The 15,047-nt window shown below is 40.4% G+C and carries 16 protein-coding genes and 1 pseudogene; 15 read left to right on the forward strand and 2 right to left on the reverse strand.

Annotated features, from left to right (window positions below):
- The first annotated feature begins 178 nt into the window (after window positions 1–178).
- The 4 genes and pseudogenes from ODU34_RS00330 (at window position 179) to glf (ending at window position 3,685) form a co-directional block, all read left to right on the forward strand.
- A complete protein-coding gene (locus ODU34_RS00330; protein WP_024411247.1) occupies window positions 179–781 on the forward strand; it encodes a hypothetical protein in 603 nt (200 codons plus the stop codon).
- A 190-nt stretch (window positions 782–971) separates the two neighbouring features.
- Window positions 972–1,160 (forward strand): annotated as a pseudogene (locus ODU34_RS00335) (hypothetical protein); the annotation flags it as partial.
- Window positions 1,161–1,172: 12 nt separating this feature from the next.
- The gene (locus ODU34_RS00340) at window positions 1,173–1,790 is read left to right on the forward strand and encodes an SAP domain-containing protein (RefSeq protein ID WP_105178735.1); all 618 of its coding nucleotides are present in this window, start codon (window positions 1,173–1,175) and stop codon (window positions 1,788–1,790) included.
- A 782-nt stretch (window positions 1,791–2,572) separates the two neighbouring features.
- Entirely contained in the window at window positions 2,573–3,685 is a 1,113-nt protein-coding gene (glf, locus tag ODU34_RS00345) for a UDP-galactopyranose mutase (protein ID WP_205014887.1), read from the forward strand.
- A 97-nt stretch (window positions 3,686–3,782) separates the two neighbouring features.
- Here glf and ODU34_RS00350 read toward each other — a convergent pair whose 3' ends face one another.
- Both ODU34_RS00350 and ODU34_RS00355 read right to left on the reverse strand, forming a co-directional pair.
- Window positions 3,783–4,328 (reverse strand): NADPH-dependent FMN reductase, encoded by a 546-nt coding sequence (locus tag ODU34_RS00350; RefSeq protein ID WP_002941732.1) that lies wholly within the window; start codon window positions 4,326–4,328, stop codon window positions 3,783–3,785.
- Window positions 4,329–4,390: 62 nt separating this feature from the next.
- Window positions 4,391–4,840, reverse strand: coding sequence for a MarR family winged helix-turn-helix transcriptional regulator (locus ODU34_RS00355; RefSeq protein ID WP_009909619.1), 450 nt, complete (start codon window positions 4,838–4,840; stop codon window positions 4,391–4,393).
- A 301-nt stretch (window positions 4,841–5,141) separates the two neighbouring features.
- Between ODU34_RS00355 and ODU34_RS00360 the strand changes: the two genes are divergently transcribed.
- The 11 genes from ODU34_RS00360 (at window position 5,142) to ODU34_RS00410 (ending at window position 14,787) form a co-directional block, all read left to right on the forward strand.
- Complete coding sequence (locus ODU34_RS00360; protein ID WP_105178737.1) at window positions 5,142–5,639, forward strand: DUF5590 domain-containing protein; 498 nt, start codon at window positions 5,142–5,144, stop codon at window positions 5,637–5,639.
- Window positions 5,636–6,817: a pyridoxal phosphate-dependent aminotransferase gene (locus ODU34_RS00365; RefSeq protein ID WP_105178738.1), complete on the forward strand. Its 1,182-nt coding sequence runs from the start codon at window positions 5,636–5,638 to the stop codon at window positions 6,815–6,817. The genes ODU34_RS00360 and ODU34_RS00365 overlap by 4 nt, the downstream gene beginning before the upstream one ends.
- A 14-nt stretch (window positions 6,818–6,831) precedes the next feature.
- The gene (asnS, locus tag ODU34_RS00370; protein ID WP_024400846.1) at window positions 6,832–8,178 is read left to right on the forward strand and encodes an asparagine--tRNA ligase; all 1,347 of its coding nucleotides are present in this window, start codon (window positions 6,832–6,834) and stop codon (window positions 8,176–8,178) included.
- Between the two features lie 113 nt (window positions 8,179–8,291).
- Window positions 8,292–8,519 (forward strand): type II toxin-antitoxin system RelB family antitoxin, encoded by a 228-nt coding sequence (gene relB, locus ODU34_RS00375; RefSeq protein ID WP_105178739.1) that lies wholly within the window; start codon window positions 8,292–8,294, stop codon window positions 8,517–8,519.
- Window positions 8,509–8,778, forward strand: coding sequence for a type II toxin-antitoxin system RelE/ParE family toxin (locus ODU34_RS00380; RefSeq protein WP_105178740.1), 270 nt, complete (start codon window positions 8,509–8,511; stop codon window positions 8,776–8,778). Before relB ends, ODU34_RS00380 begins: the two co-directional genes overlap by 11 nt.
- A gap of 353 nt (window positions 8,779–9,131) precedes the next feature.
- Window positions 9,132–10,451 (forward strand): MATE family efflux transporter, encoded by a 1,320-nt coding sequence (locus tag ODU34_RS00385; RefSeq protein WP_105178741.1) that lies wholly within the window; start codon window positions 9,132–9,134, stop codon window positions 10,449–10,451.
- A gap of 183 nt (window positions 10,452–10,634) precedes the next feature.
- Window positions 10,635–11,012 carry a RidA family protein gene (locus ODU34_RS00390; protein WP_029171852.1) on the forward strand — a complete coding sequence of 126 codons (378 nt, stop codon included), beginning with the start codon at window positions 10,635–10,637 and terminating at the stop codon, window positions 11,010–11,012.
- A gap of 21 nt (window positions 11,013–11,033) precedes the next feature.
- Window positions 11,034–11,921 carry an RNase adapter RapZ gene (gene rapZ, locus ODU34_RS00395; protein WP_024412169.1) on the forward strand — a complete coding sequence of 296 codons (888 nt, stop codon included), beginning with the start codon at window positions 11,034–11,036 and terminating at the stop codon, window positions 11,919–11,921.
- Window positions 11,918–12,892: a YvcK family protein gene (locus ODU34_RS00400; protein WP_024400159.1), complete on the forward strand. Its 975-nt coding sequence runs from the start codon at window positions 11,918–11,920 to the stop codon at window positions 12,890–12,892. The genes rapZ and ODU34_RS00400 overlap by 4 nt, the downstream gene beginning before the upstream one ends.
- Window positions 12,889–13,806 carry a DNA-binding protein WhiA gene (gene whiA, locus ODU34_RS00405; protein WP_044753268.1) on the forward strand — a complete coding sequence of 306 codons (918 nt, stop codon included), beginning with the start codon at window positions 12,889–12,891 and terminating at the stop codon, window positions 13,804–13,806. The genes ODU34_RS00400 and whiA overlap by 4 nt, the downstream gene beginning before the upstream one ends.
- 285 nt (window positions 13,807–14,091) lie before the next feature.
- The gene (locus ODU34_RS00410; protein ID WP_205014890.1) at window positions 14,092–14,787 is read left to right on the forward strand and encodes a Crp/Fnr family transcriptional regulator; all 696 of its coding nucleotides are present in this window, start codon (window positions 14,092–14,094) and stop codon (window positions 14,785–14,787) included.
- Window positions 14,788–15,047 lie beyond the last annotated feature (260 nt).

The raw sequence follows: 15,047 nt of genomic DNA on the forward strand, positions 1-15,047 counted from the left end.
AAGGAACTGAGGTAGATTTATAGAGTAAAGAAAGGCTGTGACGACAGTGGGAACCCACTGTGGTTACAGCCTTTTTTGCGTTTTTGTGGTAGAATCAAATTGTAGAACAATTTGGAGGTCATAAGATATTAGTCGACTTTATGATTCGATTGAAGAATCCTTCCGATTCAGTGAGTATTTGAATTTCAGCGATTATACTGAACTAAAGAATTTTAATTCAAATAGTGTTGTATTCGAAATTGAAAACAAAATAGATGGTCAGTTAATTAGTTTTGAGGCTGATACAGATATTAACGCCTATGAAGGATCCGAAAGTTTCCTATATTTAAAGTATAAAAAAGATGGAAGTTCAAGTTCAGAATCAATTGGAAGAGTGTCCTATACTAATGGAGAGGTTGAATTCGATGAGTTTCAAGGTACTTATATGCCGGTCCAGATGGATGGTGTTTCAGAGCACGAACTGTCTAGATTAGGTAGTAAAATGGTTGATATAATAAATAGTGATTTTATAGACTATAAGGATTTGGTGGGAAGTTCCGAATATTCCATTATTAAAGACGGTGGTTCTTATCCAATTTTAGATTTACCATGTCAAGAGTGTGGAGAGTATTGGATATGTATTGACGAAGCTTTTACTGACAGAGGAAAGTGTTTGAACTGTGGAGAAATAAATGAGGTGACAGGCTGTGAGCGTTGTGGCGGCTATGATTTTGGTACACCTAGTGATTATGACTATCCATTTTTATGTGATAGCTGCTGTAATTACTATAAAGAAGAGTAAATAAATTCCGTTCCACAGTATCATTCTAAAATAACTTTCAATCCCTTTCGTCTATTAGTATAGAAGAAAGCTCTCAGCACATATAGAAGTAGTCGGTTTGTTAGAAAAACGCATTTAGGTTGTCCAGCTTGCTTACCTGTTTTCCGGCAAGCTGCTTCAAAGGTCCCCAGGACCTTTGAACTCCCAAAGAGAATGGCACTTCAAAAATAAAATGAATGAGGGGAAAATTAAAGAATTTGACGGTATCACTTTGATTGTTTGGACATCCGATAATAAGATAAAAGTATTGAAAGAGTTTGGTTGTAATTGTAATAACTACAATCCTTACAAAGAGAGTGAAACACCATTGTTTAGAGATGAAAAAGTAAATTGGTTTTGAGGAGATAAAATATTGATAGAAAGTAGACCTGAGTTTGACAAAATTACATCGTTTGACGAGTTTAATAAATATTATTGGTATCGTGAAGAACTTTCACAGATATGCAAGTCATTAGGATTAGAATATAGAGGTACAAAACAGGAATTCAATTATATTATTGAGCAATACTTTAAGGGTAATTTCATTAAAAAGTCAACAACAATAAATGAAAAGAAACAGGTAGAAACTATTACCTTAGATATGCCATTACTTGAATGTGGTTTTTCCTTTAATGCAAAGTTCAGAGAATATTTCTCTGTTTTAACAGGTATCTCACCATTTAAATTTACTGCTGATATGGCAACAGCTTGGAGGAAAGTAAAAAGAGAAAAGGATTTGAGTTTTACAATTCAAGATATGCTAAAAGTTTATTATGGAAAATCAAATTATGCTAAGTATGACAATTCGGTTTGTCAATGGAATCAATTTTTGAAGGATTTCTGTGCAGACGAAAATAGTTGCAACTACTCAAACAAATTAAAAGTAGCTTCTATTCTTTGGAAAGAAGTCCGAAATACAAAAAATGAAAAAATTTATTCAAAGAATCTTTTGACTAAATATTCAACTAAAATAAAAGAGTATCGCAAGTAGGATATTCTTAGCTTGCTAACCTAACAATTCGATAAAAACTAACACATGAATAGTAAATCAAAAAGTGAATAGATGTTGGAATTTTTTGGTAAGTATTCAATGTCAATGATTTTAATAGGAATAGTCTTAGTAGGAATCATTATTATAGGAATTGCAATAAATTTATCTATTGTAATTATGACGAAAAAAGAAGATTAGAGAATAGTATTCTTTGATATTAGTTTGAATTAGGAAGCTGATATATGGAGAAAAAATGCTGCTGCATTGTTTTTTATTTTAGGCTTTGTAGACTTGTTATGTGACTTTCAGTCCATCACGCTCTGCAAGGTGCGCGACGAAGGTTATACCAAAAAAACTCCAAACGCGATACAATAAAGGTGTTCAAGCCTATTGTAAAGCGAGAGGAGAAGAAAAATTATCCAGTGGATGATTTTTGCCGAAACTAAAAAAATTAAAAGTTGAGGGGCACAAAAGGCACATAGCTAGAGGGATACGGACTACAGCTACGAATTGAACAAATTATTCTAGCTCATAACTTACGCTATTTTGAAACGAACTAGCACCACGGGTATTATTTTATCTTAGTCCTCTTTATCATTGCTAAACTTGATGAAGGTTGTATTGTCTGTTATAATATTGGATATTGCAAGCTTTAAGTGAAAGGTTTTAGGGAAGAGATTATCACAACTCATTCTTTATTGGTAATGAGATATGATATAAACGATAGTCTAGTAAAAGATTTGGAGAATTGACTTCCTTAGAAAGTTAAATGTAAAAACAACATGAAAAAATACGATTATCTAGTTGTTGGTGCGGGTCTGTTCGGAGCGGTCTTTGCTCATGAGGCAGCTAAAAAGGGTAAAAAAATAAAGGTTATCGAAAAACGAGACCACATTGCAGGTAACATCTATACCAAAGAAGTAGAAGGTATTCAAGTCCATGAATATGGTGCACATATTTTCCATACTTCTGAAAAAGAAATTTGGGATTATGTGAATCAGTTTGCGGAGTTCAATCGCTATACAAACACACCAGTCGCCAACTACAAAGGTGAAATCTACAACCTTCCATTCAACATGAATACTTTCAATAAACTGTGGGGCGTGATGACCCCTGCTGAAGCAGAAGCGAAGATTGCAGAGCAACGAGCTGTTTTGGGAGGAAAAACGCCTGAGAACTTGGAAGAACAAGCCATCTCACTAGTTGGTACAGACATCTATGAAAAATTGATCAAGTCATATACCGAGAAACAATGGGAAAAACCATGTACGGAGTTACCTGCCTTTATCATCCGTCGTTTACCCGTGCGTTTGACTTATGATAATAACTATTTCAACGATAGCTACCAAGGTATTCCAATCGGCGGTTACACGCAGATTGTTGAAAAAATGTTGGAACATGAGAATATTGATGTTGAGACAAATGTTGATTTCTTTGCCAATAAGGAAGACTATTTAGCTACCTATCCGAAGATTGTCTTTACAGGAATGATTGACGAGTTCTTTGATTACCAACTTGGTGAATTGGAATATCGTAGCCTTCGATTTGAGACAGAAGTATTGGATATGGAAAACTATCAAGGGAATGCAGTTGTCAACTACACAGATAGTGAAACGCCATTTACTCGCATCATCGAACACAAACATTTTGAATTTGGTACACAAACGAAAACCATTATTACACGTGAGTATTCGAAGACCTGGAAACGAGGCGATGAGCCGTATTATCCAGTGAACAATGATCGTAACAACAAACTCTATACTGCTTATAAACGCCTCGCAGAACAACAAGAGAACGTTATTTTTGGTGGACGTCTTGGTCATTATCGTTACTACGATATGCATCAAGTCATCGGAGCTGCCTTGCAGTGTGTGAGAAGTGAAGTTTGGGAATGATTTTGAGAAGTCATCAAAGTAGTAATTGATTCTTGGCAGAAGTCGGAATACTCTTAAAATGTTAATCAAAAAAAACCAGAATTTCTGGTTTTTTTGATTATTGAATTGCTGCCAACAGGTCAGCTGCTTGTTGTTCGAGTTTTGTTAGAGTTTCGTCAGATAACTCCAATACACCTGTTCCCCATGCTTCTGGATTGATGGTTGAACCTGTAAATTCACCAGCAATCTGAGTGCGGATAAATGGAAGAAGGTGTTGGAAGTCTTTGAATAGGTGGTCGTGACCACTGTTTGCGACGGCAGAGACAGTTGTGATTTTATCTTGTAGGATAGATGGTCCTTTTGGATTGGATAAATCGAGCGAACGACTGAGCCAATCGAGAGCATTTTTTACGATGCCTGGGATTGCATAGTTATATACTGGTGAGAAAATCCAGATAGCATCCGCAGCGTCTACTTGTGCACGTAGCTCTGCAATTTCAGGAAGGATAGGCGTCTCGATGTCTTGGTTGAATAGGGGAATTTTTGCAAGATCAATGTAAGATACTTGAGCCTTATCAGCCAAGAACGCTTCGGCTTTTTTTGCCATTTGATGGTTAAAAGAACCGTCACGTAGTGAACCAACTAAAAACAATACGTTTGCCATGATGGCCTCCTTTTCATAAAAACATAAATTTAGTATATCGTATTTGTCTTTTGTTGGCAATTCTAGGTCTGCTGATTCTTGAATTTTTTAAGTATCTCGGCTAATTGGTCTTGTTCTTCTGAACTAAGGACAGAAAAAATCTCTCCAACGTGATCATAATGCTCTGGAAGGATTTTTTCAATGGTTTCGCGTCCAAGTGGAGTGAGAGCAATCAAGGAAGCACGACGGTCATTTGTATCGATAGTCTTGTAGATATAGCCATCTCGAATCATATTTTTTATAACGACAGTCATGTTGCCAGATGTGCTTAATAATTTATCAATTAAGTCTTGAATCCGCAGATTTCCTTTGTTGTAGAGTGCCTCCATCACTCCAAACTGACAAACTGTCAGTCCGTATTTTTTGATTGTTTCTAATTCTGATTTTGCGATAGTATTAGCTGCTCTGCGAAAGACGACTAGACTGTGAAGTGCATGCTTGTTCTCATTTAAAGATTGTTCAACAGTTCTCATGAGAATATTTTAGCAATAAATAGTTCGGTTATCAAGCAAAAAAAGTTAGATCCTATATTCATAGGTAAAGTGCTTTTATAGAAAAGATAGTTTTTCGTTAATCAAGTTCGTTTTTTGAGGTAATACTAACTGTACTGGAAAAAACGAGCAATGAGCATTTGAAAAATAGTCTTAGATGGAAGTGCAAAACTGTGAATGTAGGTTCTTATATCCTTTTCTTTGTGCGAAGGAAAAGGAAATTTTATTTACAATCACGGAAAGAATGGAAATATGCTTTAATTTGTAGTATAATGGGACTACTATGGAAAAAAAGATTTTTCAACTGTTGGAGTGGATGGCTTCCAAGACTGGTCAGTTAGTGTTGGGCTCTTTTATCCTTCTCAGTGTTGTGACTTTTTCAATTTTTACTATTTGGGATATTGCTGTTGCCCCTTTCAACAATGCGCGTAGTCATGCAGTTGCAGTAGCTACAGAATATGCTGATTTGCAAACTGTCAATGATTTTTCTATCTACAATGGTACTGAAACCTATTTTTGTGTATTTGGTGTAACCAGTCAGGGAGAAGAGGTTGCAGTTTTGATTCCAGAGGCTTCTAGCACAGTATATGTCTATCCTTTAGCTCAGGGAATTTCGCAAGAAGAAGCGCAAGCTATTGCCAAGAAAAACGGTGCAAGCCAAGTAGAGCGAACTATTCTAGGTTTAAGGGATGGCAAACCTATTTGGGAAGTTAAGTCTGGAACAGCATACTACATAGTTGATTTTGACACAGGGAACTTTATCAAACGGGAGGGCTTATGAGCAAGTTATCAAGACGAGTCTTAGAGATGGAAGAAAGTGTAACTCTGGCAGCAGGTGCGCGTGCAAAAGCCTTGAAGGCAGAAGGACGTGATATTTTAGAGCTGACCTTGGGTGAGCCAGACTTCGTCACACCGAAAAATATTCAAGAAGCTGCTATTAAGTCTATCGAAGATGGTAAGGCGAGTTTTTATACGGTAGCTTCAGGACTTCCAGAATTGAAGGATGCAGTCAATACCTACTTTGAGAATTTCTACGGCTACTCTATCGAACGTAATCAAGTCGTTCTTGCGACAGGTGCTAAGTTTGTTCTTTATGCCTTCTTTGCGGCGGTCATCAATCCTGGTGATGAGGTGATTATTCCGACACCTTACTGGGTTTCTTATGCAGATCAAATCAAGATGAATGATGGGGTGCCTGTCTTTGTCACTGCGACAGAAGAGCACAATTTCAAGGTAACGGTTGCACAGCTGGAAGCGGCTCGTACGGATAAGACCAAGGTTCTCTTACTCAATAGTCCTTCTAATCCGACGGGTATGATTTACAATCGTGAGGAATTGGAAGCTATTGGAAACTGGGCTGTAGAGCACGATATTCTCATCTTGGCAGACGATATTTACGGTCGTTTGGTCTATAATGGAAATACCTTCACACCGATTTCAAGCATTTCAGAAAGCATTCGTCAGCAGACTATTGTTGTCAATGGGGTGGCCAAGGCCTATGCCATGACAGGTTGGCGGGTTGGATTTGCGGTTGGCAATCCTGAGATTATTGCGGCAATGAGTAAGATTGTCGGTCAAACGACTTCTAATCTATCCACCGTTGCTCAGTATGCGGCCATTGAGGCCTTTACTGGTCCGCAAGATACGGTAGAAACCATGCGTCAGGCTTTTGAAGAGCGGCTTAATACCATTTATCCCTTGCTGGCAGAAGTGCCTGGTTTTGAAGTTATCAAGCCAGAAGGTGCCTTCTATCTCTTCCCAAATGTCAAAAAGGCTATGGAAATGAAGGGCTATACAGATGTGACTGAATTTACCACAGCCATTTTGGAAGAAGCGGGAGTTGCAATGGTGACAGGTGCTGGTTTTGGAGCTCCTGAAAATATCCGCCTCAGCTATGCGACAGATATGGACACGCTCAAAGAAGCAGTGGCCCGACTACACACATTTATGAAAAAATAAAAAGAGGAAAAATAATGTCTAGAAAATTGATTACCATTAACCAAGTGAAAGATTATGTTGGTCAAGAAGTGACCATTGGTGCCTGGGTTGCCAACAAGTCAGGCAAGGGCAAGTTAGCTTTCCTACAGTTGCGTGACGGAACAGCTTTCTTCCAAGCAGTTGCTTTCAAGCCAAACTTTATCGAGAAATTCGGTGAAGAAGCTGGTACGGAAAAATTTGAAGTTGCCAAACGTCTTAGCCAAGAAACCTCTGTTTATGTGACAGGTATTGTCAAGGAAGACGAGCGTTCTAAGTTTGGCTATGAGTTGGATGTGACAGACCTTGAAGTCATTGGTGAGTCACAAGATTACCCAATCACACCAAAAGAACACGGAACAGACTTCCTTATGGACAACCGCCATCTCTGGTTGCGTTCGCGTAAGCAGGTTGCTATCCAGCAAATCCGTAACGCGATTATCTATGCGACCTATGAATTCTTTGAAAAGAATGGCTTTATCAAGTTTGATAGCCCAATCTTGTCTGGAAATGCGGCAGAAGATTCAACAGAATTGTTCGAAACAGACTACTTTGGTCAACCAGCTTATCTCAGTCAATCAGGTCAGCTTTACCTGGAAGCTGGTGCTATGGCCCTTGGTCGTGTTTTCGACTTCGGTCCTGTTTTCCGTGCGGAAAAATCAAAAACTCGCCGTCACTTGACAGAGTTTTGGATGATGGATGCCGAGTATTCATTCCTCAGCCATGAAGAGTCACTTGACTTGCAAGAAGCTTATGTCAAAGCCTTGATTCAAGGTGTTATCGACCGTGCTCCACAAGCCTTGGAAACTCTTGAGCGTGATGTGGATGCTCTCAAACGCTACATTGCAGAACCATTTAAACGTGTGGCTTATGATGATGCCATTACCCTTCTGCAAGAACATGAAGCTGATGAAGACACAGACTACGAACACATCGAGCATGGTGATGACTTTGGCTCACCACATGAAACTTGGATTTCAAACTACTTTGGTGTACCGACTTTCGTGGTCAACTATCCAGCAAGCTTCAAGGCCTTCTACATGAAACCAGTTCCTGGCAATCCAGAGCGCGTGCTTTGTGCGGACCTTTTGGCGCCAGAAGGCTACGGTGAAATCATTGGTGGTTCTATGCGTGAGGACAATTACGACGCCTTGGTAGCCAAGATGGACGAGCTCGGCATGGACAAGTCAGAATACGAATTCTACCTTGACCTCCGTAAATACGGCTCTGTACCACACGGTGGCTTCGGTATAGGTATCGAGCGTATGGTAACCTTCGTCGCTGGTACAAAACACATCCGTGAAGCCATTCCGTTCCCGAGAATGTTGCACCGCTTGCATCCGTAAGCAAATCAATAGATATACAAACAGACTACACATGTGGTCTGTTTTTCTGGTGTCAATTGACATTTTGAACGAATTGTTTTACAATGTATTACAAGAAGAAAGTAGGTGGAATGATGGGAATTGTACCCTTGCGGTTAAACGATGCAGAAGAAGAAATCTTCAGAAGCTATGCCATTCATACAGGAAAAAGCCTGTCTGAGCTATTCAAAACTGCACTTGCTGAACAGATAGAAGACCAGTTGGACTATGAAATTGGTATCAAGGCTTTGAAGAAATTCCAAGAAAATCCTGTTACACACTCGATTGATGATGTTCTTGCGGAGTTAGAAGATGGCTTATAAACTTGTTCTCAGCGATGATGCTTTGAAGCAGTTGAAAAAAATGGACAGGCATGTGGGGATGATGCTTGCTAAGGATTTGAAAAAACGTTTGGACGGTTTGGAGAATCCAAGACAGTTTGGCAAGACCTTGGTAGGAGACTATAAGGGGCTGTGGCGGTATAGAGTGGGGAATTACCGTGTGATTTGCGATATTATTGATAACAAAATGGTCATCCTAGCTCTTGAAATCGGGCACCGGAAAGAAATCTATAAAAAGTGAAGCCTTAGGAAATTAGACTCGGTATCGGTGCACTTCTCAGAGCTCGTGTCAACATCTCAGCGCAGTGGTTGATTGGCTCTAACAATCTGGGAGATTGTTAGAGGTTGGAGATAAGATTTGCATAGCAAATCTCAGTTGTTCGTGTTTTCCACTCCAAATCTTCCTTATACGACTGAAGCGAACGGAGTTCGCCTTATCTCCAACCTCCAAAGGTTCCCCGAACCTTTGGAGCTGTGCGGGGAGTGGGGAGACGAACTCCTTTTTGACTTATCGAGTTCTTCCCCACTCCCTGTTTTCTTGCTTTTTCGCCTGTTTTTATTTATAATTATTCTAAATAAAGAGGCGGAGTAGTTATGAAAGAGAATAGTTTGAGAAAAGAGATTATTCGTTTGGCCTTGCCTGCGACGGTGGAAAATATCTTTCAGACCTTAGTTGGTTTTGTGGATACCCTCTTGATTGCACAGCTGGGGCTAGTAGCGGTGACGGCAGTTGGTCTTGCCAATACGATTTTGAATGTCTATTTGGCGGTCTATATGGCTCTGGGTGTTGGGGCAATGGCTCTGATTGCTCGGTCCATTGGTGCGGGTGACAAGGAAGCGGTCGCCTATCAGGTGTGTCAGGCAGTGGTTTTGTCACTGGGGATCGGCTTGGTCTTTGGTCTCTTATCGCTTATCTTTGGTCGGCAGATGCTGGTCTTAATGGGAGCAGATGCGGAGAGTTTGGCTGGTGCTCAGGCCTTTTTCTACTGGGTAGGTGGCTGGACAATTTTCCAAGCCCTGATGACCATTTTGGGAACAATCCTGCGGGCATCTGGCGACACGGTAACTCCCATGAACATCAGCCTTCTGACCAACGTTTTCAACGTGGTCCTAGACTACATCTTGATATTTGGGATTGGCTCCTGGTCGGGTCTGGGGATTGTCGGAACGGCCTTGGGAACAGTCTTGGCCCGCCTGTTTGGCACTGCCTTGCTGTATCGTAAGGTGCAGCGAACAGAACTGGCAGTTGACTTAGGACAACTCTTCCGCTTGGGAAGTCCCAAGGAGCTGATTGACCTGACCATTCCTGCCGCCTTGGAACGCTTGATCATGCGATTGGGCCAGGTGGTCTATTTCAGTTTGATTGTGGGTCTGGGGACGACTGTCTATGCTTCCCACATGATTGCAGGCAATATCGAGAGTTTTACCTATATGCCAGCCTATGGTCTTGCGACAGCGGCAGCGGTTTTGATTGGTCAAGCCTTGGGAAAGGGGGACATCCTCACAGTTAGACGAGTCGCATTTCTCAGCTCTGCCTATGGTGTTACCATCATGTCCCTGCTCGGTACCATCTTATTTTTCGGAGCTCCAAGTTTTGCTCTGCTATTTACCAAAGACCTAGAAGCCGTCAAACAAGTCGTCACAGCCTTACGGATCGATTCTTTCAACCAGCCAGGCCTTGCGGTTTCTTTGATCATGGCTGGCGCTCTGCAGGGCTTGGGGGATACCAAGTCGCCACTCTACTCCACAATGATAGGGATGTGGGGGCTGCGCGTCGTAGGTGCTATCGTCTTAGGTCAGATGTTCGGTTTAGGAATTGCCGGCGTCTGGCTGTCGATTTTGATTGACCTGCTACTGCGAGCGATTTTTCTGACTTGGAGATTTACAGTGAAAACAAGAAAACTGGCTGAATAGGCTAGTTTTTTGGTATAAGCAGGTAGTTTTAGAAATAGATTATATATTGCCTTATTTCATGTTGATGATACTATCTCAATTCCTTTTTTATAAAAGAAAATAGGTGTAGGATAGTAGTAGGTGAGCTGTTTTATACAGAACTTGTGCTATAATAGATATAAAAAATTAAAAGGAGATAGAGATATGAAAACCATTCACACAGATAAGGCCCCTGCAGCAATTGGCCCATACGTTCAAGGGAAGGTTGTTGGAAATTTCCTCTTTGCCTCTGGTCAAGTTCCTTTGTCACCTGAAACTGGTGAAGTGGTTGGTGAAACCATTCAGGAGCAGACTGAGCAAGTCTTGAAAAATATCGCGGCAATTTTAACAGAAGCAGGGACAGACTTTGACCATGTGGTGAAGACGACTTGTTTCCTAAAAGATATGAATGATTTTGTAGCCTTTAATGAAGTTTATAAAACAGCTTTCTCAGCAGATTTTCCAGCCCGTTCAGCGGTGGAAGTTGCTCGCTTGCCACGTGATGTTAAGGTTGAGATTGAAGTTATTGCAGTTATTGATTAGAAGAGAAAAGGAGGGAATGTCATGTCGGACAAACTCCATTTAGTGATTGTGACAGGGATGTCTGGAGCTGGTAAGACGGTAGCCATTCAGTCTTTTGAAGACTTGGGTTATTTTACCATTGATAATATGCCACCGACTCTCTTGCCAAAGTTTTTAGAGTTGATTCGCCATAGTCAGGATAACAATAAGATTGCTCTTGTTGTAGATATGCGGAGTCGCTCCTTCTTCTCGGAGATTCGAGAGGTGTTGGATGAGATTGAGGGGGCAGAGGATTTAGATTTTAAAGTCCTATTCTTGGATGCAACGGATAGTGAATTGGTTGCTCGCTATAAAGAAACTCGTCGTTCCCATCCTTTGGCGGCTGATGGTCGTGTTTTGGACGGGATTCAGCTAGAACGTGAACTTTTGGCTCCCTTGAAAAATATGAGTCAAAATGTTATTGATACGACAGAGCTGACTCCTCGTAATCTGCGTAAGGAAATCTCGGAGCAGTTTGCTAGTCAAGATAATCAACCGTCGTTTCGCATAGAAGTGATGTCCTTTGGTTTCAAATATGGATTACCTCTGGATGCAGACCTAGTTTTTGACGTTCGATTCTTACCAAATCCCTACTACAAGTTAGAATTACGGAATCTTACAGGACTAGATCAGCCTGTCTTTGACTATGTCATGGAGCATCAAGAATCGGAAGAGTTTTATAGTCATTTGCTCGGCTTGATAGAACCGATTCTTCCTGGTTATCAGAAGGAAGGAAAATCAGTTCTAACGATTGCCGTTGGATGTACGGGTGGTCAGCATAGAAGCGTAGCCTTTGCTAAACGTTTGGCAGACGATTTAGAGAAAAATTGGAATGTCAATCGTAGTCATCGTGATAAGGACAGACGGAAGGAGACGGTCAACCGCTCATGAGAAAACCAAAGATTACAGTTATCGGGGGCGGGACTGGTATTCCAGTCATTTTGAAGAGTTTGCGGGATAAGGATGTAGAGATTACCGCTATCGTGACGGTAGCTGATGACGGAGGATCTTCGGGGGAAATTCGTCAGGCTTTGCAGGTGACCCCTCCAGGTGATTTGCGTAATGTCCTTTTGGCTATGTCGGATATGCCCAAACTTTATGAACAAATTTTCCAGTATCGTTTTGCGGATTCAGATGGTCCCTTGGCTGGTCATCCGCTAGGCAATCTCATCATTGCTGGTATTTCAGAAATGCAGGGTTCAACCTACAATGCGATGAGGTTGTTGACGCGCTTTTTCCATACGACAGGGCGGATTTATCCATCTAGCGAACAGGCTTTGACCCTTCATGCTATTTTTACAGATGGGACCGAGGTAGCAGGTGAGAGCAAGATTTCCAAGCATAATGGGATGATTGATCATGTCTATGTGACAAATTCTTATAACGATGATGAACCGAAAGCCAGTCGCCAAGTAGTTGAAACGATTATGGAAAGTGACATGATTGTACTTGGACCGGGTTCTCTTTTTACCTCAATCTTGCCGAATCTGATGATTTCTGACATTGGCAAAGCCCTAAAAGAAACCAAGGCTGAAGTGACCTATGTGTGCAACATTATGACCCAACGGGGAGAGACTGAGTTTTTCTCAGATGCGGACCATGTGGCGGTTCTCAATGCCCACCTAGCTGAACAATTTATTGATACAGTTTTGGTCAATATTGAACCAGTTCCACAAGAGTATATGAATAGCAATCAGTTTGATGAATACTTGGTACAGGTAAAACACGATTTTGCAGGTTTGCAAAAACAGGCTAATCGTGTGATTTCTTCGAATTTTCTTCGTTTGGAAAATGGCGGAGCTTTCCATGATGGTGACTTGGTGGTAGAAGAGTTGCTCAAGATTTTGCAGGTGCGGTCATGAGTTTTACAGTACAAGTAAAGGAAGAATTGTTGCTTCAGTCTAGCCAAAATAAGAGCGAGCTATCTGCTATTATCAAATTATCAGGTAGTTTGGGCTTAGCTTCATCAGGTTTGACTCTTTCTATCAGTACGGAAAATGCAAAGATTGCCCGTCACATTTATGAACTGTTATTTCATTTCTACCAGATTAAGGCTGAGATTCGCCATCATCAAAAACCTAATCTCAAAAAGAATCGTGTGTATGCAGTTTTGATAGAAGACGGCGTGAATGAGATGTTGAACGATTTGCATTTGGCTGATAGCTTCTTTGGATTAGAGACGGGGATTTCTCCCTTGGTTTTGGAAAATGATTCATGGAGTCAAGCCTATCTTCGTGGAGCATTTTTAGCGGCAGGCTCTGTTAAAGATCCTGAAAAAGGAAAATACCAGCTTGAAATAGCTTCTGTCTATAGTGACCATGCCAATGACCTGGCCAATCTGATGCAGAAATTTCTTTTGGATGCCAAAGTCATTGAGCGAAGTAAGGGAACCATTACCTATCTGCAACGTGCAGAGGACATTATGGATTTTCTTTTGGTGATTGGAGCAGAAGAGGCAAAGACAGAATTTGAGAATGTTAAATTGCTTCGTGAGGCTCGAAATGATCTAAATCGAGCTACCAATGCGGAAGCTGCTAATATTGCAAAGACGGTCAATGCTAGTATGAAAACAATTAATAATATTATCAAAATTATGGATACTATCGGTCTAGATCAGTTGTCAGGTGACTTGCAGGAGATTGCCCAGTTGCGAATTCAACATCCAGACTATTCCATTCAGCAATTGGCGGATAGTCTAACGGTACCGATCACTAAAAGTGGTGTCAACCATCGTTTGCGGAAAATCAATAAGATTGCGGATGAATTGACTGAATAGATAGGTATACATAGAATGCTATAGTCTTTTGAATTAACTTTGATACATTGTTACTTTCGGCTTGCCGTACTCTAGTATTGCTTGCACCTCAGTTCCTTGTCTGAAAGTTAATTCATTCGACGATACTAAGACTGGTTCGAGAGGACCAGTTTTTTGTATTAGCTGTAATAGCATTCTTCTTCACAGGAATGATCCTGTTTTATGAATTTTTTAGTAATGATTAGCATAGAACGTTAATATATGTTAAAATAGATAGAAGGATACTTTAGCTAGAAAGGAGTTTTGATGATAAGCAACGAACAATATGATTATCTAAGGGCACATCCAACTTTTGAACGTTTGACACGTGATAGCTTTGATCAATTAGCTAAGCATATTCGTTTTCGAAAGATTCCTAAGGGACAAATCTTTTTTTACGCAGAGGATCCTAGAGATTATCTATTTGTATTGTATAAGGGCTATGCTCGGATTGAGCAATATGATGAGACGGATAGTTTTACGTATTTGGACTATATTCGGCAGGGCGGTGCCTTTCCTTTTGGAGATATGTTTCAGGACAAACCTTATCATTATACTGCTATTGCCATAACGGACCTAGAGTATTTTATTGTGCCGATGGTCTTGTTTGAAACCTTGTCGAAGATAAATCCTAGTCAAATGGCCTATATCTGTCAAAAATTATCCAAGGTACTTCGTTTTCAAGAGTTGCGCTTGCGAAATGCGATGCGTTCCAAGGCATCAGATCGAGTCGTTCAAGCCTTGGCTCTTCTTTATTGGGATATGTGCCAGCGCGATCAGTTTGCTACCTTGCCATTTGAAATTCATATTCAAGAGATTTCGCGTTTAGCCGCTACGACACGGGAAACGGTTAGCCATGTTTTGAAGCAACTGAAACAGGATGGTAAAATTGCTTATAGCCATAAACAGTTAACTTATTTAGATGTTGATTATTTCTTAGAAAATTTGACAGAAACTCATTGAAGTTTCTGTTTTTTATAAAAAAATAAAAATTCATATAATGATATAACGGAAAGAATTATGCAGAATCTAGGCAATATAATCGATAATTATTTATAAATAAGGTTAAAAATGTGAAGAATTTCTCAAAATAAATGTGAGCGTTTTCAAGTTTTTGTTTTTTTACTCTGTTAAACTATGGATGTAAAGAGGAAATGAGAGGCAGGAAAGCGTACGGTCCTCCTCGTTTCCCATCATGTATAAATCTACAAGGAGGACAGATT

The sequence above is a fragment of the Streptococcus sp. 2018WUSS126 genome (genome assembly GCF_044427425.1).
In the GTDB taxonomy this organism is placed as follows: Bacteria; Bacillota; Bacilli; order Lactobacillales; family Streptococcaceae; genus Streptococcus; species Streptococcus hashimotonensis.